Genomic DNA, 22,523 nt, shown 5'->3' with positions numbered 1-22,523 from the left:
GATGGGCCGTAAATCGACCATTCACAAGTTGCCGACCGACGTTCGGGCGCATATCGAACGCCGCTTGCGTGAAGACCAGCTGACGCTGGATGAGCTGCTGGAGGATATTCGCCAGCACTTCCCTGATACGGATGAAACCCCGAGTCGCAGCGCGCTGGGCCGCTATAAACAATCATTCGGCGAGATGGTCAGCCGCATGCGCGAGCAGGACCAGATGGCACGCCTGCTGGTGAGCGAGCTGGGCGAAAACCCGGACGACCGCGCGGGGGCGCTGATGGTTCAGGCCGTCACCACCTTGACCACCCATGCCGCATTCACAGCGCAGCAAGAAGCCGATCCAGATATCGATACCGTGCGTCACCTGGCACGCGCGGCTAAAGATGTTCTGCAGTCCCGTAAGGCCAGCCTCGACGAGCGTCGAGAAATTGAGCGCGCCGCCCGCGAGCGTCTGTTGAAAGAGCAGGAAGAGAACCTGCAGGAAACCGCCCGCGCCCAGGGCTTGAGCGAAGACCAGGTGCAGTTCTGGCGTGAGCGCGTATTGGGGATCAAGTGATGAAACCGTTAGCCTCCACGGTCCGTACCGTTGAATGGGACGAGTTACCCGCCCGCGCCCGTGACATCCCGTTTGCCTTCAACCCGTTCGAGGACGGTGTTTTGATGGCGCACCAGGCTGAATGCCTGAGTTATGACGTGTCCATTCTGGCTATCCCGAAAGGCCGTCGAACCGGCATCACGTTCGCCTGGGGGCTCAACTCCACGCTGATTGCCGGTGCGCAGAAAGCTGCTGGCGGCGATAACGTCTACTACATCGGCGACACCAAAGAGAAAGGCCTGGAGTTTATCGGCTACGTGGCCAAATTCGCCCGCGTGATTGCCGCACAACAAGCACAAGAGGTTTCGGCGATCGAGGAGTTCTTGTTCGAGGACCAGGACGACAAGGGCAACACCCGCATGATAACGGCCTACCGCGTGCGATTCGCTAGCGGTTTCCAGGTGGCCGCTCTGTCCTCACGCCCGGCCAACATCCGTGGCCTGCAGGGTGTGGTCGTCATCGATGAGGCGGCATTCCACCAGGATGTCCAGGGCGTGCTGGATGCTGCAACTGCGTTGCTGATCTGGGGGGGGCGAATCGTCATCATCAGTTCACATAACGGCAAAAATAACCCGTTCAATCAGTTCTGTACCGACATTGAGGCCGGGCGCTATGGCAATGATGCGGCGGTGTTTACCGTCACGTTCGATGATGCCGTGGCCAACGGCCTCTACGAGCGTGTCTGTGCGATGAAGGGTGAGACCGCCACGATTGAGGGGAAGAAAGCGTGGTACAGCCGTATACGCAACGCCTATGGCCCGCGCAAAGCGGCGATGCGCGAGGAGCTGGATGCCATCCCGCGCGACGGAAACGGCGTATGTATTCCCGGCGTCTGGATCGAACGAGCAATGCCCGACGAGCGGCCGGTGCTGCGCCTGGCACTGGATGACGACTTTATTAACAAGACCGAGGTTGAGCGCGAATCATGGGGTAATGCCTGGATTGAAGAGTATCTGCAGCCGGTCATGGCCGAGTGCCTGAACCCGCAGTTGCGGCATGTGTTCGGTATGGACTTTGCCCGCCACCGCCACTTCTCGGTGATCTGGCCGGTTGAAATCACCGAACAGCTGCGCCGCGTCGTACCGTTCGCCATCGAACTGAACAATGTCCCGTCCGGCCTGCAGCAGCAAATCCTGTTCTGGTTCATCAAAAATCTGCCGCGTCAGTCTGGCGGCGCAATGGATGCTACCGGCCCCGGCATGGTGCTGGCCGAGTACACCGCAGACCATTTTGGCCGCCCGCGCATCGCCGAAATCACGCTGAACCGCAAATGGTACGGGGTATGGATGCCCAAGTTCACCGAGCTGTTCGAGGACAACATGATCGAGCTGCCGCGCGACGAGAACATCGCCCAGGATTTGCGGACAGTAGAAACCGTCGACGGCATTCAGATGGTGACGGCGCTGGAACGCAAAGACCTGAAAGACCCGGAGCTGGTGCGCCACGGTGACTCGGCGATTGCCGGTTGCCTGGGCAACTATGCTGCGCTCAACCTGGCGGCGGAGATCACTTTTGAATCCACCGGCGCACGGCCGGTTTATCAGGTGCTGTCGGGCTATGGCTCTACAGGAGGCGGCGAGTTGACGGATACCGGCTTCGGTACGGTGCGCGGATTGAATGACTTTGGAGGATTTATATGAGCCGTAAAAACCGACGCCGTCCAGGCCAGGCAACGCCTGCCATGCCGCGTCCGCAACTGGGTCAGGAGTTTGCGTCCACCGGCGACGGCCGCGACATTACCCGCCCGTGGGTCGGTGCGTTGGCGCTCGCAGAGGACAGCGTTCTGCAGAGTCGCGGTGCGCCAGACCTCAAAATTTACCGTGAGGTACTGAGCGACGAGGAGGTAAAGTCCGCGTTCACCCAGCGCCAGGATGCGTTGATCTCCCGCGAGATTAAGGTCGAAGCCGGTGGTGAACGGCCGATTGATATCGAAGCCGCCGACGCCATGCGCCAGCAGATTGATAGTCTGGGCTTTGACCGCATCACCCGTCTGATGCACTACGGCGTGTTTTACGGCTATGCGGTTGCCGAACTGATTTACGGGGTCCGCGACAACCTGTTGTGGTTCGACGAGATCAAGGTTCGTGACCGTCGGCGCTTCCGCTTCAGCCCGACAGGCGAGCTGCGGTTGCTGACACCGCAGAATATGACTGTCGGTGAGGCGTGCCCGGCACCGTACTTCTGGTCGTTCGCGACCGGCGCTGACCACGACGACGAACCCTACGGCATGGGCCTGGCGCACTGGCTCTACTGGCCCACGTTCTTCAAACGTAACGACATCAAGTTCTGGCTGATCTTCCTGGACAAGTTCGGTATGCCGACCGTCGCGGGCAAGCACCCGGAGGGCGCGACACCAGAGCAGAAACGTAACCTGTTGGCGCTGACGCGCGCCATCTCGACTGACAGCGGTGTCATCATGCCGGAGGGCATGGCGATAGAAATGCTGGGCGCGTCGCGCTCGGGCGCTGCCGATTACCAGGCGATGTATAACGCCATGAATGAGGCCATCCGACGTGTGGTGGTCGGACAGATTTCCAGCTCCGGCGGCGCGTCAAAAGGCATTGGCGGCGACGAGTCTCTGCAGGACAAAATCCTCACGTCGATCGCCAAATCCGATGCGGATGTGATCTGCGAATCGTGGAACCGTGGTCCGGGCAGATGGCTGACCGAGTTCAATTTCCCCGGTGCTGCCGTGCCTATTGTCTCCCGCGTGTTTGATGATCCAGAAGACCTGGCAGCGCGCGCAGAGCGTGACAAATCCATCAGTGAAACCACCGGGTTCCGCCCAACGCTGGCAAGCACCCAGGAAACCTATGGCGGCGAGTGGGAGCCGAAACCGGCTGTTGAAACGCCACTCTCCGCAGGTGCGAAAGCCAACGTCGAATTCGCTGAACACAGCCATCAACCTGACGCTCCGGCCGCGATGGCCAACCGTCTAAATCGTGAGTTGGCACCGACCACCGATGGCTGGATGGCGCAGCTGCAGCAGTTGGTCGATAATGCCGAGTCACTGGAGGCGCTGCGCGACGGCCTGGATAAACTACTGCCGGACATGGACCTGGAACAGTACGCCGAGGTGATGGCACAGGCGATGTCTGCCGCCGCGCTGGCGGGTCGCTATGAATTGCTGGAGGAAATGAATGACCGGTAATGTTGCCTACGGCTCGCTGCCGTTCCGCGAGCAGATTGCCTTTTTCCAACGCAAGCTTAATACCAAAACCGATGCCTGGACGGATGTTTACGGTGCCGAGCATGACAACGAGTTTATGGTGGCCGGGGCCAATCGCGACGATCTGCTGGCGGACTTTCGCCAGGCGATTGAACGCGCCATCGCCGACGGGCGCACGCTGGCCGACTTCCGTAAGGACTTTGCCAGCATCGTTGCGCGTTACGGCTGGAGCTACAAAGGCGGCTTTGAATGGCGCTCCCGCGTCATTTACGAAACCAATCTCCGGTCATCGTATATGGCAGGTCGCTTCCAGCAACTGATGGCCATGCGGGATTCCCACCCCTACTGGGAGTACGTCCATAGCGACGTCGTCGAGGAGCCGCGCGAAGAGCATCTGGCTTGGAACGGTATGGTGCTGCGCTGGGACGACCCTTGGTGGGTGTATCATTTCCCGATCAACGCCTGGGGTTGTCAGTGCAGCGTGATTGCCCGCACGGAGGACGACCTTAAACGCATGGGGAAAGCCGGGCCGGATACTGCACCGACCATCAAGTTCGTGCAGCGCACCATCGGGCAACGCAGCCCAGGCGGGCCGCGCACGGTGTTTGTGCCCGAGGGCATTGACCCCGGCTTCGAGCATACGCCGGGCCGCAGCAAATATTTCAGCCAGGTGCCATCACCACGAGACGGTTCACCCACTGCGCCTGCAGCACCCAATGAAACGCCGCCAGCGCCGCCGCTATCTTCGCCACGTCCAGCGCGTGATCCAGCTTCAACAGGGAATGGTCCAGAGGCATTTCTCAATATCTTTGGCGCGACAACTACACAGCCTGTTGCCTTCCGTGATGCCGCTGGCCAGCGTATCGCCATCGGTGCCGAGATGTTTGCTGCCCGTGACGGCGCGGGCCAGATAAATGATGCTGCAGACCAACTGCTGCTGTTGGCGCAGGCTATCCAGGTTCCCGATGAAATATGGGCACAAGTGGTCTGGCAACCCGGCATGGATCAAGCGGTGGTTCACCGTCGGTACCTGGCGCGTGTTGAGGTTGCTGGCCAGCCTGATCCGGTGTCGGTGATATTCGAGACCGGCACTGACGGCTGGGCCGGAAATGTCTCCACCGACGATGCCCTGCTGCAGTCAATGCGCCAGGGCGTGATGCTGTATCAGCGAGGAGACGAGTGATGGCCGGTGCAACGCTGACGTTTGACTATCAGGATGCGCTGAATACGCTGCTCAGCACCCAGGCGGCGCTGGCTGACCCCGCGCCGTTGCTGGCTGGTATGGGCGAGAAGCTGCTGGAGTTTCACCAGCAACGGTTCAGAGAGCAAAAGTCCCCGGACGGGGAGCCCTGGACGGATCTATCGCCGCGTTACAAAAAGCGCAAGCGCAAAAACAAGGACAAAATCCTGACCTTGGATGGCCCACTGCGTAACACGCTACGGTGGCAGGTCAACGCCGAGGAGCTGTTGTTCGGTACCGACCGGGTGTACGGTGCCATCCACCAGTTTGGAGGCACTATAGAAATCGCTGCGCGGAGCCAGCAGGCGTACTATCGGCAGAAGAAGAACGGCAAGGTCGATAACCGGTTCTTTCGCAAATCGAAGTCCAATCTGGCCAAGTGGCATACTCTCCCGGCGCACACGGTCACCATTCCGGCCCGCCCCTGGTTGGGGGTATCTGCCGAGCAAGGTGATCGCCTGGTCGAATTGGCGAAGAATTACCTGCAACGGCAATTAAATCCGTGACCGCCGCAAACGCGCTGTAACGGCCTCAGAGACGTTCTGTGGCATGATGGCACCAATCCTGTTGCCGAGCCGTATTATAATACGTTCTAATACGGCTATCGGCGCAGTTCATCTCCCGCGCTAACCCCGACTTTCGCTTCCACCCCATTATTATCTGTCCGAGGGCAGATTACCCCCGTGCTGCAATTCGCCATTATCACTCCGTAACGTTCTTGCACGTCTGACGGATGATAACGATGACCACCCAAACCTCTACCGCCACACTCGCTGTTTTTGCGCCAGGTACCCATACCGCGATGGATGGGCGCACCATGACGCTAACGGCCGAAGACTGCATCGACATGGCCAACAGCTATGATCCGACCCTGTCTGAAGCCCCTTTTGTGATCGGGCATCCCAAACTGACCGCGCCGTCCTACGGCTGGTCTCGCCGTTTCGAGTATCGCGACGGTTTCTTGTATACCGAGCCGCACCAGGTGAACCCGGCGTTTGCCGAAGCTTTCAATGCGGGCAGCTACAAAAAACGTTCGCTGTCGTTTTACCTTCCGAACACACCAGGCAACCCTAAGCCGGGCCACTTTTATCCGCGCCACGTTGGCTTCCTGGGGGCTGTTCCTCCCGGCGTAAAAGGCTTGCCGGATGCCGAGTTCGCAGAATATGCCGAAGGTGACGATGCCCCGGTGTCGTTCGCCATTCCTTGGGAAACCGAAGTCCTGACCGACTTATTGCGCGGTGTGCGTGATTACATCGTGGAAAAAGATGGCGCTGAACGTGCCGACCAACTGATGCCGCAGTGGCGTCTGCGAACCCTCGAAGAGATCGCAGCCAATGCGGTGGATGACTCTCGTATCTCACCATTGGCGTATGCCGAGGAGACCAATGTGGACCCGAACAAAAAGACCCCCGTTACGGCGGAGACACTCGCCCAGCGCGAAACAGAGCTGGCAGAGCGTGAAGCCAAATTACGCAAAGATGAAGAAGCTGCGAAGGAACGCGAAGCGAAAGCACGTCGCGAAGCGATCGTCAGCTATGCCGATGGCCTGGTGAAAGCCGGTTCCATTCTGCCGCGCCAAAAAACGGGTGTGGTTGAGGTTCTGCTCAGCCTGGACAGCGCGCCACTGTCTTTCGCTGACGGTGAAACCACGGTGAACAAAACGCCGGAAGAGCTGCTGCGCGATGTGCTGAATGAAAAGCCCAAGGTGGTAGATTTCAGCGAGAAAACGCGTCAGGAAGACGGTGCCGCGCTGGATTTTGCCGACGTTACCGTCGTGGCAGACGCCGCCAACGCCTATGTCGCTGAACAGGCACAAAAGGGTCGCACGGTTTCCTATACCGATGCCGTCAATTACGTGAAGAAAGGAGCTCAGCAATGAATATTCCGGTTCTGATCACCGCGCACAAGGTAGAGGCAGCAACGCTGCCGCGCCAGTTGGTCATGCACGGTACCGTGGATGACGAAATCACCCCGGCCGTTGACGGCAGCAAACTCATCATCGGTGTCACCAGCGCTATCGGCAACGATATCGGTGAAGCGGCGGACGTGATCCGCTCCGGCCTGGCGATTGTTCGTTATGGCGCTGACGTCACCGTCGGGCAACCGCTGACGGCCGATGACGAAGGCCGTGCCGTTCCTGCTGCTGCGGGTAACTTCTACATCGGTTTTGCTGAATACGCCGGTGCGGAAGACGACCTCGGTTCGGTGTGGATTGCGCCCGGTCAACTGGCGGCGGCCCCTGCGGGCGGTTAACCCGGCTTAGCCCGAAGATTTTTCGCCGGGTAACACCGGCATCTAATCCCTTTTTTGGAGAGTGACAGTATGTCAAAAGCACCGCTTCCTATTGACCCGCACCTGACGGCCATCGCCATCGCGTACCGCAACACCAGCATGATCGCCGATGACGTTTTGCCTCGCGTCCCGGTCGGTAAAGCTGAGTTCAAGTGGTGGAAGTACGACCTCGGTCAGGGCTTTACCGTACCGAACACCAACGTGGGTCGCACTTCGCAGCCCAACCAGGTCGAATTCAATGCGGAAGAAGAAACCTCGTCGACCAACGATTATGGCCTGGATGCGCCGGTGCCGCAGTCGGACATTGATAATGCGCCGGCGAATTACGATCCATTGGGGCGTGCTGCAGAGCGCACCTCCGATTTGATCCTGCTGGACCGTGAAGTGCGTACCAGTAAAGAAGTCTTCAACGCAGCGAACTATGCGACCGGTAATAAGGAAACGTTGGCTACCGCTGACCAGTGGAGCAACGACACCAGCAAGCCAATCAAGAAAATTACCACTGCGCTCGACAAGATGATCATGCGCCCGAACGTGGCCGTGTTTGGCCGTGCAACGGCAACCGCATTGCGGCAGAACCCGTCGGTAGTGAAGGCGTACAACGGCACGATGGGCGAAGACGGCCTGGTGCCACTGCAGTTCCTGCGCGACCTGCTTGAACTGGACGACATTCTGATCGGCAGTGCGTTCGTCAACATTGCCCGCCCTGGTCAAAAGCCGGTGCTGGTACGTGCCTGGGCGAACCATGCCGCGTTCATCTACCGCAACAAGCTGGCGGATACCCAGGGTGGCGTCACCTTTGGCTTTACCGCGCAATTCGGCAACCGCGTATCCGGCTCTATTCCCGATCCGGATATGGGGTTGACCGGCGGACAGCGCGTGCGGGTGGGCGAACGTGTTCGCGAGCTGATTGTGGCGCCTGACTGCGGCTATTTCTTCCAGAACGCCGTCGCAGTTGCGTAAGCCCATTCGGTTTGCATCGATACGCATGGCCAGTTTGAACGCTGGCCATGCGGGAGAGTGGTTTTGAGGAAGAGAGTTATGGCTCTGACCTGGTACATCTCGCTGGCTGAATTAGCGGAGCGCCCCGGCGCGGTTGAGTTGTCTCAAACGTTCGCCGGGATGGGGAAACCCATGCCGCGCCCGGAAATATTGGATGCGCTGCTGCGCGGCGAGGAGACGTCGTCCTGGCCACCGGCCGAGGTGGAAGTCGCACTGGCTGCAGTAGCGAAGATCGGCGATGCCGTTGAGGAGACCCAGGGGCTGGTTGATGGCTACCTGCTAAAACGCGGTTATAAGCTGCCGCTCGCGAAGGTGCCGTCGATCCTGACCGGTTGGGCGCGCGCCATCACCCGGTACAAGCTGCATTCGCACCGCGTGTCCGAAGAGAAAACCGATCCGATTGTCCGTGACTACCGCGATGCGCTGAAGTTCCTGGAACAGGTGGCCGCCGGTAAGTTCAGCCTCGGGCTCGGGGATTCGCTGCCCGCTGCAGGTGGTACCCCGCAAATCACCGGACCGGGCCGCACCTTCAGCATGGACACATTACGGGACTACGGCAAATGAGCAGCGGACCGTTCGATATCAACCTGGTCGTCGCGCGGCTGCAGGAGCTCGACCCACAGCCATTCAGCCAAATCGGCACCATCGTCGAGTACAGCAAAGTCACCGACCTGTCGGGGTTTGCGATGCCGGGTGCGTATGTGTTGATGGGGCCAGAGCGCGGCATTCCGGGTAACGGTGCCCGCGCTCAGATGGCCGAGGCAGTGATCGGGATTGCGATATCCGTGCGCAATTATGGAATGGGTGCTGAGGGGCTGACCCATGAGGTTAATCCACTCATCGGGCAAGTTCGCGACCACCTGATTGGCTGGCGTCCGACGCCCGCCAGTGCCACGGGTATGCAGTGGTTGCGCGGTGATGTCCTGGATTTTGATGGCGGAATGCTGCTCTGGATGGACACGTTCCAGGTTCAACATGTGATCGGGGGGCGACGATGCCTGAAGTGAAACTCCTGCAGCCGCATACCCACGCGGGTAAAGCCGTTGCAGCCGGTGAAACTATCACCGTAACCGACGCCGAGGCCGACTGGCTCCGGGGTCAAAAAATTATCGAGGTGGCATTACCTGTCGTGAACAACGACAACCAGGGTGGTCGCCGTAACAACAAACTGGAGGCGGATAATGGCGCAGCAAGTTGAAACCTATTACTACGGCCAGGGCAAGGTATTCCTCGCTCGCCGTTTACCGAACGGCCGCCCGGGAGCCTGGCGCTGGATTGGTGACGTATCCGCACTGGCGCTCGCGCTGACCGTGGAAAAATTGTCGCACAAGGAGTCGTACTCCGGTCAACGCACCACGGTGCGCAGCTTCCCAACCAGTAAAGATGGCACCGTGACCAGTACCTGGCATGAGCTGTCAGCGGAGAACCTGTCCATCGTACTGTACGGCGATCGGGTAACTATTCCCGGCGGCACTGTCACGGCGGAACTGCTGCCCGCCGGTATCACTGCAGGTGAGCGTTATTCCCTGGCCCATCAGCGCATCAGTGATGTTGTGATCGGCACGTTGGTTGAAGGCACGGATTATGAAGTGGACTACACCTACGGTGCCATTTTGTTCCTGACCGACCAAACCACCGCACCGTCGGTCAACTACAAGTACGCCAGCAGCGTTAACACCACGCTGTTTACCTCACAGCCGGAGAATCTCGCGTTGCGATTTGAGGGGATCAACCTGGCTGAAGGCGGCGCGGCAAAAATCCTGGAGCTGTACAAGCTGTCGTTCGACCCGGTTTCAACGCTGGCATTGATCCAGGGCGACACTTCACTGGCCGGTCTGGAGACCACTGCCGGGGTACTGTTCGATAACGCCCAACCTGCAGATCCAACGCTGGGTCGGTTTGGCCGTGTCATCGATGTCGGGGAGCCGGTTGCATGAAAAAGGCAGCACCCAAACCGGCTGCAGAGCCGGAAAACGACCTGGACGTGTTGCTGTCTACCCGCGATATCACTATCGCGGGCAAACCCATCACCGTCCGCGAGGTAACCCTGGTCGATTCGCTGGTGCTGCATGACTCACTGGCACCGATGGTGGCCAGCCTGGCCGACGTCATGCAGACCGAATACCCACGGTTTGAGGAGGTACAGCAGGTGCTGGCTAAACATGCCACCGTGCTGCCGGTGCTGATCGCCCATTGTACTGACCAGTCGGTTGAGTGGGTTCAGACATTGCCGGGGAGTGAGGGGCTGGCGCTGATGGACTGGTGGTGGGCTGTGAATCGGCGTTTTTTTATGGGCGCTGCCACCCGCATCCTGCAGCTGCAACTGGCCAGGGCGAAGACACTGTCGGATTCGGCTGCATCTTCGCAACCCTCATCCGGGCAGGCCACAACCCAGACCGCCTCGGACAGTACACCGCCCGCCAGTTGACACTCTACTACCGGGAGGCGCTGCAGTTGCAAAAGCAAGACAGTATCCACCGGATATTGGATGTGATTGCCGGGCACGCCGGTGGCCAAGCGGCGACAACACGAATCAATGCCCTGAAATAATCGGGGCATCTCTCTTCTTTATATAGGGTGCTGTTATGGCTGCAGGAAACTCTACCCTCAATCTGGCGCTACGCATTACCGCCGATCTGAACGATGCCAAACAGGCGCTCGGAACCCTCACCAGCGATATCACCGCGACCGGTAACGCCGCTGACAACAGCAGCCGGAAATGGGCTGACCATGCCAATGCCGTGGAAGGCGCTGCAGCTGCAGCGCGTGAGCATGCCCAGGCAGAAAAAAGCGCTGCTGATTCTACGCGAGCGACCGGCGATGTCGCACAGCAAACGGCAGAAAGTTACCACGGATATCAGCGCGCGCTGAACCAAACCCGTGAAGCAGCCAACGCCGCGCAAAACACCATCGAAGACCTGACGACTGACCTGGCAACCCAACAGGCGGCATTGGCCGCATTGGTCGGCCGCATTGATCCAGTGGTCGGTGCCTATGAACGCCTGGATGCGATGGAGGAGCAGCTCAAGGGCTTTAATGCAGCTGGGCTGCTTCCGGGTGAAGAGCTCGACTTGTATGCCGCCAAAGTCGACGGCATGCGTCTGCAGGTGGAAAAAGCCGCCTATGCCGCAACGGAGGCTGGACGCCGTGAGATCCAGACCGCCCGTGAAACTGCCCAGGCCGAAGCACAGGCGGCGACGGCGAAAGAAGCCTTCATCACGCGGCTGCGTGAGCAGGCCGAAACGCTGAACATGACGACCACTGAACTGCTGCAGTATAAGGCCGCTCAGCTCGGTATTACGGCTGAAGCCGCGCCATTTATTCAGCGCATCAATGAGCAAGCCACGGCAATGGGCCACGGCGGTATCAGTGCCGGACAGTATTCCCAGGCCATGCGTATCCTGCCAATGCAGATCACCGACGTCGTGACGTCGTTGGCCAGTGGTATGCCGGTGTGGCTTGTGGCCATTCAGCAAGGTGGCCAGATCAAGGACTCGTTCGGTGGTGTCGGCAACACATTCCGTGCGCTCACCAGTCTGATCACCCCGGCCCGTTTGGCCATCGGCGGCATCGCGGGCGGTGTTGCTGCCGTGGGTATTGCGGCATTCAGCGCGGCTAATGATCAGGATGAATTCAACAATAGCATTCAGCAAACCGGCAACTTCGCCGGTGTCAGCGTTGGCCAGCTGCAGCGGCTGACGCAGGCCGGTGGCCAGATGAGCAGCAACTACAGCCAGGTGCGGGATATTCTCAACGGACTGGTCAGCAGCGGCAAGTTTACCGGTGAGACGCTGGACAGCGTTTCCCAGGCCGCGTCTGCAATGGCCGAACTGACCGGCGACTCTGCTGATCAGGTTGTGGCTGAGTTCGTCAAGATGACCAACAGTGTATCGGATTGGGCAGTCAACAGCAGCGAGCAGTATCACTGGCTGGACTCCGAGACCTATCAACGCATTCGCGCACTGGAAGACCAGGGGCTAAAAGAGGACGCCATCGAGCTGGCGTCTCAGGCATACAAAAAAGCCGCCGTCGAACGTCTGGGGGAAATCAAGACCCAACTGAACTGGGTAGCGCGTGGGTGGGATGATGTCAAAAATGCGGCTGCTGATGCCTGGCAAGAACTTAAAAACCGCACCAGCACTGCCCTCAACCTCGACACCCCAGATGAGGCACGGGCTAAGGAAATTCAGGATATCAGAGCCCAATTAGCTAATGCTGGCGATGATATTGATATTGCCTCTCGCGGACAGGGATATTCCGAGTGGGCGCGAGATAAGAAAGCCCGTCTCGCGGTATTGGAGGCTGAAACTGCAGCTAAAGAAAAGGCTTTAGCTGCGGAATCTAAACGACAGCAAATTGAGCGGGACGGTGTAAAAGCCGCTAATACGCTAGGTGCAACTTGGAAAGCCAATGCGTCCGATGTGGACAAGGAGGCTTTAGCGGTTGAACAGCTCCGCAAAAATTATCAGCAAATGTGGGCCACCAAAGGCGGTCAGGATGCCTTGCGTGATCGGGGCGTAACTTCCACCGACGGTCAGAATTTCTCCGGTGGTCAATGGGACGTCGATACCAAAAAGCTAGATACTGCGGGGCAAAAAGCCGAGCAGTACAACAAACAGCTGCAACAGACGCTGAACCAGAAAAAGGCGATCACTCAGCTGGCACGCGTAGAAGCGGATATCACGAACGGGTCGCTGAAGGATGCCAGCAAAGTCGAACAGGATAAGGCCCGCGCTACGGCCAGGCAGATTGATGCTCAGGAAGCGGCCAACAAATCCGCCAAGGCTGGTGCATCGGCGGCCAAACAGTCTGCAGCGGAAAACCAGCGATTTGTCGACCAGTTGGAGAAGCAAGCCTCCAAGCGCGTCGAGGGAGCTGCCGCTACGCGTGCGCAGGAAATTGCGACCCGCAACCTCACAGCCGAACAGCGCCGCCAGGCCGAGGCGGCAAACGCGGCCATCACCGCCCAGGAATTCAAGGGGCAGAACCTGCAGTTGCAACTGCAGCTCATGCGCGATACCGGCAACACGGCCGGAGCCAGTCTGCTGGAGACCCAATCCAAATTTGCCGATATGCGCCGCGAGTTTGAAGCAAGCGGCAATACCGAGGGGCTCAGCCTGATCGACAAGCTGCTGCCGGTCGCTGAAACAAAAATTCGTGTCGATGACATGAAGAAACAGATTGAGGATCTGTTCACCTACCAGGCGCAGCAGGAAACCAGCATTCAGGCGCAGGTCCAGGGAGGGCTGCTGTCCGAAATTCAGGGGCGGCAGCGCCTGGTGGAACTGCATCAGGAAGTCGGTGACAAGGTCAAAGGCTACCTGCCGCAGCTCAAAGAGCTGGCCAACGCGCCTGGCGAAGCCGGAGACAAAATCAGGGACATGATCCGGCAGCTCGAAGAGCAGCTCGGCAAGCTGAATCAGGCAGGCAATGAGCTGACCATCGCATTTCGTGATGGCCTGCAGGGCGGGATAGAAAGCTCACTCGTCGGCCTGGCAAAAGGCACGATGAACCTGAGCGATGCGGTGAAGAACTTGGCGCTCAGTATCGTCAACAGCATGGCGCAAATCGCCGCGCAGCAGCTGGCACAAATGGCGACTTCCAGCCTGGTCGGCAGCGGTGGCGGCATGGGCGGCCTGTTCGCCAGTGTATTCGCCGCCGACGGTGGCCACGTCCGCGGGCCTGGCACCACGACCAGCGACTCCATCCCCTCCATGCTTTCTGACTATGAATTCGTTACCCGCGCGGCCGTGGTTCAGCAGCCTGGCGCGCTGGACTTCCTGCACAGCTTCAACAGGCATGGTATGGCCGCATTGAACGCCTGGCTGCCGCGTGCTCGCCATGCGACTGGTGGCCTGGCTGGTATTCCTGCTCCTGCCGCGCCGATGCCGCAAACCGTACCGGAAGCTGCACCAGGCAGTCCAGCACCAGGTGTCACGATGCTGCAGCCTCTGCAACAAACGCTGTTAATTGATGCTGTTGATGTTTTCACTAAAGGGGCCGGGAGTGTTCAGGGCGAACGCGGCATCATGACGGTACTGCGCGCCAATATCCCAACCCTCAAGCAAATGCTGGGGGTGAAATCATGACGGCATTATTTCCCTGGCTGATTGAGCCAGACTGGACCGGCGGCATCACCGAAACGCTCGAGTGGAAAACCGACGTGCTGCAGTCGCCGAGCGGTGCCGAACAGCGCATTTCTCGCCGGTTGTCGCCGCGCCGCATGTTTGAGTTCGGCATCCTTGCGGGAGACGTCGATCGCCAGTGGCTGGAGAACGCGGTGTGGCAAGCTGGCGGCAGCACATGGGCGATGCCTGTATTCCCTGATGTGACCGAATTGCAGGCGTCGGTCACGGCCGGAGCCTCTGAGCTGCTGGTCGATACGCGCGGCCGCGATTTTTCATTGGGTGGAACGGTGTTGCTGAAAAATGCCGAGGCTATCGCGTCACCTGCCGCGCTGGTGACCGTCAGCGCGATCGGAGCTGATTCGCTGACTCTGTCCCAGCCGCTGACGGCAGGCTGGCTTGCAGGTACAGCGGTGTATCCCGTTCGCCCGGCGGTGTTGACTGACCCTCCGGCATTCACTCGTATCACCGGTGGCCTGGCCAGCGCCCAGGTGCGATTCCGTATCGCCGAACATAACCCATTCTCCTCAACACCCAACCTCGCGCTGTTCCGTGGCTATCCGGTGCTGGAGCCCGATGCCGATTGGTCAGAGAGCCTGACCGGTGAATATCAGCGCCTGATGATCGAGCTGGATAACGGCAGCGGTATCCCGGCCCGCCTCGACACCGCACGCCGCCCGTTCTATCTGCAGCGCCACACCTGGTCGCTGATGGGCCGCAGCGAGCAATTTGCGCTGCGCCAGCTGATGTACCACCTGCGCGGCCGCCAGCGCGCGTTGTGGGTGCCGAGCCAGAATGACGATCTGACCCCGGCGGGTGCGTTGGCCGGGAACACACTGCCGGTGATCCGCTGCGGGCTCAGCGAGATGGGCGTCGTACCTGGGCGGCGTGATCTGCGCATCTTGCTGGCCGACGGCCGCACGCTGTACCGGCGACTGACTGGCGTGGCCATCAGCGGCCAGGCAGAACTGCTGGCGCTGGATGGTGAGCCGGTCACCGTACCGCAGCAACAAATTGTCGCCGTGGCGTTCATGACACTCGCCCGGCAAAACAGCGATGCAATCACATGGCAGCACACCACTGACGCTGACGGTTTCGCCAGTGTGGCCACCTCATTTATAGGAGTTCGTGATGAGCTGGAGTGAGTTTGAATATTCGGTGGCTAACGGCCAACCGTTGACCCTGTATGAGTTTATTCGTGGAGACGTCGTGCATTACCGCTATACAAACGCCGACCGCGATATCCACTTCGCTGACGCTGATTGGCAGGCGGTAGCCATTAGCGACAGTGGGCTCAGCGCCGGAAACGGCGACGGCATGGATATCACAGTGCCAGCCAACAATGCTGTCGCCATGCTGTTTCGTGGCGTTCCTCCGTCCAGTCCGGTGCGCATCCGCGTTTACCGCCTGCATGCCGAGGATGCCGCCGCCGAATTTCGCACGGTCTGGGTGGGTACGGTGGCCGAAGCGAAGCGGGAAGCCATTGAGCGCACCAAACTTGTGACGTCAAGTCTGGCCAGCACGTTTTCCCGCATCGGCCTGCGCCTGACGTATGGCCGTGCCTGCCCCTATGCGCTGTATGACCACAACTGCAAGGTTGATCCGCTGGCGTTCGGCGTTAGCGGTCTGGTCGTGACTGCGATGGATGGCGTCAGCATCACTGTCAATCTGCCCGAGGGCACGGCGTCGGACTGGTTCTCCGGTGGTTATGTCGAGTGGGCTTTGGATGGCGTCACTGAGTTGCGCGGCCTGCGGGCGCAGAACGGCAACCAGATGAACCTGTTCGGCGGCTCGGCCGGTTTCGCCGTTGGCCAGGTAGTGACGCTGTATCCGGGCTGCAACCGCACGATTGCTCAGTGCGACAGCAAATTCGGCAATCACCTGAACTACGGGGGCATGCCGCACATGCCGGGTAAATCCCCGTATCAAGTCATCAAACTGTTTTAGGAGGTCATCGTGTGGTTCGCCATCGCTAAATTTGTTGCGGTCATGGTCGCGTCATACCTAGTTAACCGGGCGCTGGCCCCAAAACCCAAAAACAGCACGCCGGAAGCGGCGACGGAAGAAAGCTGGCAGTTACCCCAGCCGACCGAAGGCACGCCACAGTGTGTATTTTTCGGCGACTGCTGGACAGATGACTGGTTCGTGCTCGGTTACGGCAATTACCGTTATGACGCCATCAAAAAATAGGAGCGCATCATGAAAATCACGATGGAACATATCCGCGCCGGTGGCGGTTGTGCATGGGGCCTGCGAACCTTCTTCGCTCGCTACCAACTGGACTTAGAGGCATTTCTCCGCGACGGCGGCATCGACTCTGAAAAATTCCTGGCCACCGGGGATGCGCTGGCCATCAATATCGTGCGCCAAGCCGAAAAATCCGTATCAGGGGAGCATCAATAACATGGGGGGTAAAGGCTCAAAGAAAGTGACAGTCGGTTATCGCTACTCCTGGGACATCCACTCCGGTCTCGGGCGCGGTCCGGTTAACGAGATCGTCGCAATCAGCGCCGATAAAAAGACCGTGTTCGCGGGTACCGAGGGGCAGCTCTCGGGAAATACTTCCGTTTACATCGACCAGCCAAACCTGTTTGGCGGCGAGGATACCGGCGGCGAAGGCGGCATCCAGGGCACGCTCGACGTGATGATGGGCGGCCCGGACCAGGTACCGCCCCCGTCACTGCTGAATCTGTTGACAGGGTTGGTGCCGGGCTTTCGCGGCGTGGTAACGACGTTTTTCTCTGGCCTGGTCAGTTGCTACAGCGCCAGCCCGAAGCCGTGGTCGTTTCGCGTGCGGCGCACAACCTCCGGGTGGGATAACAACGCTGCCTGGTATCCGGAGAAAATGCGCATCATGCTGGAGAACACAGTCGGCCAGCTCGATGACGAGTCGAAGCTCTCCCCGGAGCAGGTCGCGAACCTGCGCCGTATTCACGCGATGAACCCGGCGCATATTCTGGTCGAATGCGCAACGAATCGGGATTGGGGACGCGGTTTGTCGCTGGCCGATGATCTGGACCTCGACAGTTATCGTATTGCTGCTGATCGCCTCTACGACGAGCAGTTTGGTTTGTGCTTCCGTTATAACCGCCAAGACAGCCTGGATACGTTTGTACAACAGGTGCTCGACCACATCGGTGCTGTGCAATATGGCGACCTCGAGACTGGCAAGATGGCGCTAAAGCTGTTACGTGATGACTATGTTGTCGACGATCTGCCGCTGTTCACGTATGACAACGGCATCATCAGCGTCCAGGACGATGACAGCAGCAGCGCAGACACAGCACCGAATGAAGTGGTCGTGACCTATCACGATCCGGTCACCAACAGCGATGGTGAGGTCAAGGCTCAAAACCTAGGGTCGATTCAGGCCGTGGGGCTCATTAGCAGCACGGTCGAGTACCGCGCTATTCCAACCCATGACCTGGGTGCTCGCGTCGCGCAGCGCGATCTGGAAATGGGGACATCCGGGCTAACGCGGCTCGTGATCAACTTTGACCGGCGCGGCGGCATTCTGAAGCCAGGCGGCGTATTCCGTGTGAGCCTGCCCGACCGCAATATCGCGAATATGGTGTTGCGTGTTGGCCAGATTAGCGAAGGCGACGACGGTTCCCTGAAAATCACCGTGGTGCAGGACGTTTTCGGGCTACCGTCGACGTCCTACAGCACTGGCGAACAGCCCGGCGGCTGGACGCCACCCGACCAGGCGGCGCGGCCGGTGACGGATATGCAGCTGATTGAGCTGCCCTATGCGGTGCTGGCGGGCACGCTCTCCGAGTCTGAACTGGCCTATGTTAAACCTGGCTCCGGGTTTATTGGCATCATGGCCAGCGCGCCAACGTCGCTCTCCATCAACTACCAGATCCAAAGCCGCGCCGCCGGTGCCGGATTTGTCGATCGCAACCAGGGTGACTGGACGCCGTCCGGTACGTTGCTGGCGGCCGTCGGTCCGCTGAATCGCACATTGCGCGTGGTGATGCCGTTCCCGCCCGCAGTAGGCGACGGTGCGATCGTGGGCAACGAGATAGTCCGAATTGACCAGGTGAATGTGTCTGCTGGCACCCTATCAGTGGGGCGCGCCTGTGCTGACACGCTGCCCGCTGAACATGCTGCAGGGACACCGATCCGATTCTACCGTGATGCCATTGAATCCGATGGCCAGGAGTACCTGGGCGGCGAGAACGTGGATGTACGTCTGCTGACGCGGACCGGCACCGAGACGCTGGCCGCGAATCTGGCCCCGGTGGGCAACATCACTATGGCGCAGCGCCAGTTCCGTCCATACCTGCCAGGCAACATTCGGGTTAACGGCGTTCCATATCCTACCGAAGTGTTCCCGGCAGCGGGCTACACGCTGACGTTTGCCCATCGCGACCGCGTGCTGCAGGCAGACCGGCTGATTGACTGTACAGAAGCGAGTATTGGCCCGGAGCCGGGGTCACGGTACACCGTGGCATTGGTGCGCCAGGACACATCGGAAACGGTCTGGACGCAAATACCCGATGGGAACACGGTTAAGCTGCCGTACCACACCGATGGCGTGGATGCAGTTATGCATATTCTGACGCTCAGCACCAACCGAAACGGCACAGAATCGCTGTATCGCTACCAGGCTACGCTCCCGGCCGGGCGCTATATTCCGGTACCACCGCCAGTTTCGGTGACCATCCCGGCGCTGGAGGTCATTACAGGCGCTGACTGGCAAGCTGCGACGCCAGCGGACACCACTACCGGCGCGGTACCGGAGTTTGTTGCATTGGGTGAGGCAGCGGGAGCTACCGATGGCACGGTACCGGCGTTCGTGGCGCGCGGGCTATCCATCCCTGCTGATGATATCGACTACCCGGCGGGGACCTGGCCTGACTCACCATTCCTGTTTGGTGAGCATCAGGTACTGATGTTGGCTAGCTATGCCCAAAGTCCGTTACTGACCGTGCTGGTGCTGGCCGGTGATGCCAGCGCGTTTGTGATTGAGTCCATCACGGGAGCGTCAGCGCCGGTTACCTGGTCAGCTGGAATTTATCGTGCCGCTGATGACATGACATTATTTACATCGTCCGGCGTTGTTTTGAACGAGGGCAAAATATCGCTGACGCTGCGTGAACGGAGTACCGACTCATGAATGAAACGTACTATTATGGCCAGGGTAAAGTTTATTTAGCGCGGCGTGATGAAAATGGTCGTCCTGGCTCATTTCGCTGGGTTGGCGACGTCTCGGAATTAACGATAACGTTGGCGTTTGAGCAAAAGACGGTAAAAACATCCAGGGGCGGAAAGCTGGTTAACACTCGACGCTATCTAACCTCTCAAGCAGGCTCTGTAACATCGAAGTGGCACAACTTCTCGTCTGAAAATTTATCGTTGCTGTTGAATTCTGAGGTGGTTCGTAATTACCCACGCATTATCGAAAATGAAGTGCTGCCGCCAAATATTTCTGAAGGTGACCGTATTGCGCTGTCATATCATAATGTTTGGGGTGTTGAGGTTAATGGGTTAACTGAGGGGCGTGATTATACAGTCGATGGTCCCTGGGGAATGATTGAATTTCTAACGACACCAGTTAACCAGCCGGTTCGTGTTGATTATGCAAGAGCCAACAGTACTACATTACCCATTTTTAACGGCAAAATTGACGAATTTGCTTTTCGTTATGAAAGCCTCAATTTGGCTGAGTCAAATCAGCGCATGCTTGTTGAGTTGTATCGACTGTCATTCGAACCGCTGACAACGTTTCAGCTTATTAATAACGATGTGAAAATAGCTGCGATAGATACTGCAGCAGAAGTCATGTATGACCTGACCCGCGTGGATGACCCTATTTTTGGCAGGTTTGGGCGGGTCACGGTAATCGAGACACTGAGTGGAATCACACACAACGGGGCCATTAATTATGATGGCCGTTATCTACATGGTGGGAACTAACATGGCCAAATCATTACCCGAGTCCCCGGTATGGGAAGATTCAATTTTCCAGCTAGAGACTGATACGCCAGTACTCGGTGGGGCCGATGGGCCGGATAACTGGCAGGCTCAGCAGTTGGCAAATCGAACCCAATATCTTAAACAATACATCGAGGCGCTCTCGTCCGGAGAGACCCCGTATACCAACGAAGCAGCGGCGCAGCAGGCAATATCTGCTGGTAAAATTTCTGAGGGCGCAAAATTCTCCGTCCGCAGCGACGATACGTTTATTTGGGTGCTCGAATATCAAAATATTTCCGGTACAGCAACACCGACGGGGAAAACGCTACCCTCGTCTGAATTTGTCATGCTGGTTGCTAAAGGATTGAATCTGGCCAACGCTGACATTGTCAAAATTTTAAATAGAATAACGCCATTAGATACGCTGATTTCCGATAAAATCGACCTGGCATTTACCAGTTCTGCCGGGCCTGTCGAATCAGCGATGGCTCTGGATAAAAACTGGGGGCTGATGTTAGCAGGGCTGGAAAAGCCATTGCAGGATTATGTGATAGGCGTTATTCCGGATAGCCTGAAGAATCGCTTTCCTGGTGTCCTTTGGGGGGTTATTCATCTCCAGACACGGCAAGGCCTTATACTCTTGATGGAAAATGGTGACCTTCACATCCCTGGTGTTGATGGGCCTCTGCAAGACGCACTGGGCCTAAGTGCAGCTACCATCAAGATGGTTGACGGCAAACCTGCGTTGTTCTGGCACGGACAGCGAGTCTGGAATGAACATTATGTTACCAGCGCCACACCAGTATCTGACAGCGGCGTATTGTTTAATTATGAGCAATCAGATGGCAGTGGTCATAGCGGGCTAATGTTTATCCCGAGCTTGCGTGAGGTGCCTGTTACGACCGCGTACATATTAATCTACATTTGCCTCGGGCAGTCTCTCGGTGCAGCATTCGATAAACCAGGACAAAATATTAAGGTCTGGGGGGCGGAGGCCGAATTTCGCGGACGCTGCATGTCGCCGTCAGGTCGCGCCGATGGTAATAGTGCGCCATATAGCCCAACTGACCTCGACCGAATCACTGACAATAACTACAATTTTGACCGTCAGGGCCACAACCTGCCACTGCAAAACTGCCTCATGTATGACATGAAGTCTGCAGGTTTAGACCTGCCATCAATCATTAATGCGCCTTGTAACGCAGGCGGACAGCCATTATCTGGCATTTCAAAAGGTACTTTTTCGTACACAAAGAGCCTGAAATATATTGAGCGCTCGGTTCAATTTGCGCAGGGTATCGGCAAGCCTTACCAGGCCGACTTTATTTTGTTCGAGCATGGCGAGACTGATAATGATAACGGAAACTGCCGTAATCCCGGAGATTATAGAACGTTGTTGGTTCCATATTTCACTGACTGTTTCCATGATTTTAAAAACATGCTCAGTCAGCAAAAAAATCCGACGATTGTTATCGGCCAGGTAGGGAGTCGTATTAATACCAAAGCCGGTTCAGTAGACCCGGAAGGGAACCCCACAGGTGAGTCGGAAATTGTGCAACCGTATTCAGTGACGGCAACGGATCAGCTGGACTATGTCAGACAGCACTCTACTGATGCGATTATGTACGGTTCAAAATACGTCCTGAATCATCTGTATAACGATGGGTCGCTGTCGCACTTAAATCAATTCGGCAAAGTGCTGCAAGGTGAATATGCAGAGCAGGCCATTTTTTGGCATATCTATGACCCAGTGAAAAAAGGCACCTGGCGAAGCAACCGCGTTAAGAGCATTACTGTTTCAGGGAATGTCATTACCTATACACGGCATGTTCCGTACCCTCCACTGGTGCTGGATTCCGAGTTTATCGGAGATTGTCCTGGTAAGGGGCATTCGCTGGAGCTTGGTTCAGCCACGGTTGAACTCGTTGAGTTGGTGGGGGCTGATACGGTCAAAATAACGCTGGATCAGGCACCATCTCAGACTGACCATCTCTTAATCGGATTCACAAACACGACACCGGCAAATAACGGAAATATTTACCCCGTGGTTTGCATTCGCGATTCATCAACGAAAGTGTCTCGTAAAGTTATGCGGAATGGTGCTGCGTTTCCGCTGTATAACTGGGCTGTTTTAGAGCGCGTTGCTCTCGACGGTTCATTCACTGACACCCTGTGAGGATG

21 protein-coding genes are annotated in these 22,523 nt (G+C 58.0%); all 21 read left to right on the top strand.

The window, feature by feature from the left end; translation table 11 throughout:
• Position 1 precedes the first annotated feature (1 nt).
• Positions 2-553 carry a phage protein Gp27 family protein gene (locus tag ABTW55_RS13525; RefSeq protein ID WP_060424486.1) on the top strand — a complete coding sequence of 184 codons (552 nt, stop codon included), beginning with the start codon at positions 2-4 and terminating at the stop codon, positions 551-553.
• On the top strand, positions 553-2,232 hold the full coding sequence (locus ABTW55_RS13520; RefSeq protein ID WP_060424484.1) for a hypothetical protein: 1,680 nt from the start codon (positions 553-555) through the stop codon (positions 2,230-2,232). The genes ABTW55_RS13525 and ABTW55_RS13520 overlap by 1 nt, the downstream gene beginning before the upstream one ends.
• The gene (locus ABTW55_RS13515; protein ID WP_080431159.1) at positions 2,229-3,743 is read left to right on the top strand and encodes a DUF935 domain-containing protein; all 1,515 of its coding nucleotides are present in this window, start codon (positions 2,229-2,231) and stop codon (positions 3,741-3,743) included. The genes ABTW55_RS13520 and ABTW55_RS13515 overlap by 4 nt, the downstream gene beginning before the upstream one ends.
• A complete protein-coding gene (locus tag ABTW55_RS13510; RefSeq protein WP_060424480.1) occupies positions 3,733-4,944 on the top strand; it encodes a PBECR2 nuclease fold domain-containing protein in 1,212 nt (403 codons plus the stop codon). The genes ABTW55_RS13515 and ABTW55_RS13510 overlap by 11 nt, the downstream gene beginning before the upstream one ends.
• On the top strand, positions 4,944-5,507 hold the full coding sequence (locus tag ABTW55_RS13505) for a phage virion morphogenesis protein (RefSeq protein ID WP_060424479.1): 564 nt from the start codon (positions 4,944-4,946) through the stop codon (positions 5,505-5,507). The genes ABTW55_RS13510 and ABTW55_RS13505 overlap by 1 nt, the downstream gene beginning before the upstream one ends.
• Positions 5,508-5,743: 236 nt before the next feature.
• Positions 5,744-6,880 carry a hypothetical protein gene (locus ABTW55_RS13500; protein ID WP_072269496.1) on the top strand — a complete coding sequence of 379 codons (1,137 nt, stop codon included), beginning with the start codon at positions 5,744-5,746 and terminating at the stop codon, positions 6,878-6,880.
• Positions 6,877-7,254 (top strand): capsid cement protein, encoded by a 378-nt coding sequence (locus ABTW55_RS13495; protein WP_060424476.1) that lies wholly within the window; start codon positions 6,877-6,879, stop codon positions 7,252-7,254. The genes ABTW55_RS13500 and ABTW55_RS13495 overlap by 4 nt, the downstream gene beginning before the upstream one ends.
• Positions 7,255-7,323: 69 nt before the next feature.
• Positions 7,324-8,256 carry a major capsid protein gene (locus tag ABTW55_RS13490; protein WP_350429257.1) on the top strand — a complete coding sequence of 311 codons (933 nt, stop codon included), beginning with the start codon at positions 7,324-7,326 and terminating at the stop codon, positions 8,254-8,256.
• Positions 8,257-8,334: 78 nt separating this feature from the next.
• A complete protein-coding gene (locus ABTW55_RS13485) occupies positions 8,335-8,859 on the top strand; it encodes a gp436 family protein (protein ID WP_060424472.1) in 525 nt (174 codons plus the stop codon).
• The gene (locus ABTW55_RS13480; RefSeq protein ID WP_060424470.1) at positions 8,856-9,302 is read left to right on the top strand and encodes a hypothetical protein; all 447 of its coding nucleotides are present in this window, start codon (positions 8,856-8,858) and stop codon (positions 9,300-9,302) included. The genes ABTW55_RS13485 and ABTW55_RS13480 overlap by 4 nt, the downstream gene beginning before the upstream one ends.
• Positions 9,290-9,493 carry a hypothetical protein gene (locus ABTW55_RS13475; protein ID WP_060424468.1) on the top strand — a complete coding sequence of 68 codons (204 nt, stop codon included), beginning with the start codon at positions 9,290-9,292 and terminating at the stop codon, positions 9,491-9,493. The genes ABTW55_RS13480 and ABTW55_RS13475 overlap by 13 nt, the downstream gene beginning before the upstream one ends.
• The gene (locus ABTW55_RS13470; protein WP_060424466.1) at positions 9,477-10,232 is read left to right on the top strand and encodes a hypothetical protein; all 756 of its coding nucleotides are present in this window, start codon (positions 9,477-9,479) and stop codon (positions 10,230-10,232) included. The genes ABTW55_RS13475 and ABTW55_RS13470 overlap by 17 nt, the downstream gene beginning before the upstream one ends.
• The gene (locus ABTW55_RS13465; protein ID WP_060424464.1) at positions 10,229-10,723 is read left to right on the top strand and encodes a DUF6631 family protein; all 495 of its coding nucleotides are present in this window, start codon (positions 10,229-10,231) and stop codon (positions 10,721-10,723) included. The genes ABTW55_RS13470 and ABTW55_RS13465 overlap by 4 nt, the downstream gene beginning before the upstream one ends.
• 157 nt (positions 10,724-10,880) lie before the next feature.
• Complete coding sequence (locus ABTW55_RS13460; RefSeq protein WP_060424462.1) at positions 10,881-14,384, top strand: phage tail length tape measure family protein; 3,504 nt, start codon at positions 10,881-10,883, stop codon at positions 14,382-14,384.
• Complete coding sequence (locus ABTW55_RS13455) at positions 14,381-15,565, top strand: hypothetical protein (protein ID WP_060424461.1); 1,185 nt, start codon at positions 14,381-14,383, stop codon at positions 15,563-15,565. Before ABTW55_RS13460 ends, ABTW55_RS13455 begins: the two co-directional genes overlap by 4 nt.
• Entirely contained in the window at positions 15,552-16,367 is an 816-nt protein-coding gene (locus ABTW55_RS13450; protein WP_060424459.1) for a phage BR0599 family protein, read from the top strand. The genes ABTW55_RS13455 and ABTW55_RS13450 overlap by 14 nt, the downstream gene beginning before the upstream one ends.
• Positions 16,368-16,376: 9 nt before the next feature.
• Positions 16,377-16,610 (top strand): hypothetical protein, encoded by a 234-nt coding sequence (locus tag ABTW55_RS13445; RefSeq protein ID WP_230200439.1) that lies wholly within the window; start codon positions 16,377-16,379, stop codon positions 16,608-16,610.
• A 9-nt stretch (positions 16,611-16,619) separates the two neighbouring features.
• Positions 16,620-16,823, top strand: a complete 204-nt coding sequence (locus ABTW55_RS13440; protein ID WP_060424457.1) for a hypothetical protein — start codon at positions 16,620-16,622, stop codon at positions 16,821-16,823.
• 1 nt (position 16,824) lies between these two features.
• Complete coding sequence (locus ABTW55_RS13435; protein WP_060424455.1) at positions 16,825-19,542, top strand: phage tail protein; 2,718 nt, start codon at positions 16,825-16,827, stop codon at positions 19,540-19,542.
• Positions 19,539-20,342, top strand: coding sequence for a hypothetical protein (locus ABTW55_RS13430; protein ID WP_072269497.1), 804 nt, complete (start codon positions 19,539-19,541; stop codon positions 20,340-20,342). The genes ABTW55_RS13435 and ABTW55_RS13430 overlap by 4 nt, the downstream gene beginning before the upstream one ends.
• A 1-nt stretch (position 20,343) precedes the next feature.
• Positions 20,344-22,518, top strand: a complete 2,175-nt coding sequence (locus ABTW55_RS13425; protein ID WP_060431792.1) for a hypothetical protein — start codon at positions 20,344-20,346, stop codon at positions 22,516-22,518.
• Positions 22,519-22,523 lie beyond the last annotated feature (5 nt).

Origin of the sequence: Serratia sp. SM04 (genome assembly GCF_040280225.1) — a bacterium.
GTDB lineage: Bacteria > Pseudomonadota > Gammaproteobacteria > Enterobacterales > Enterobacteriaceae > Serratia > Serratia sarumanii.
Note: the sequence above shows the minus strand (reverse complement) of the source record. Positions and strands in the feature narration are given on the sequence as shown.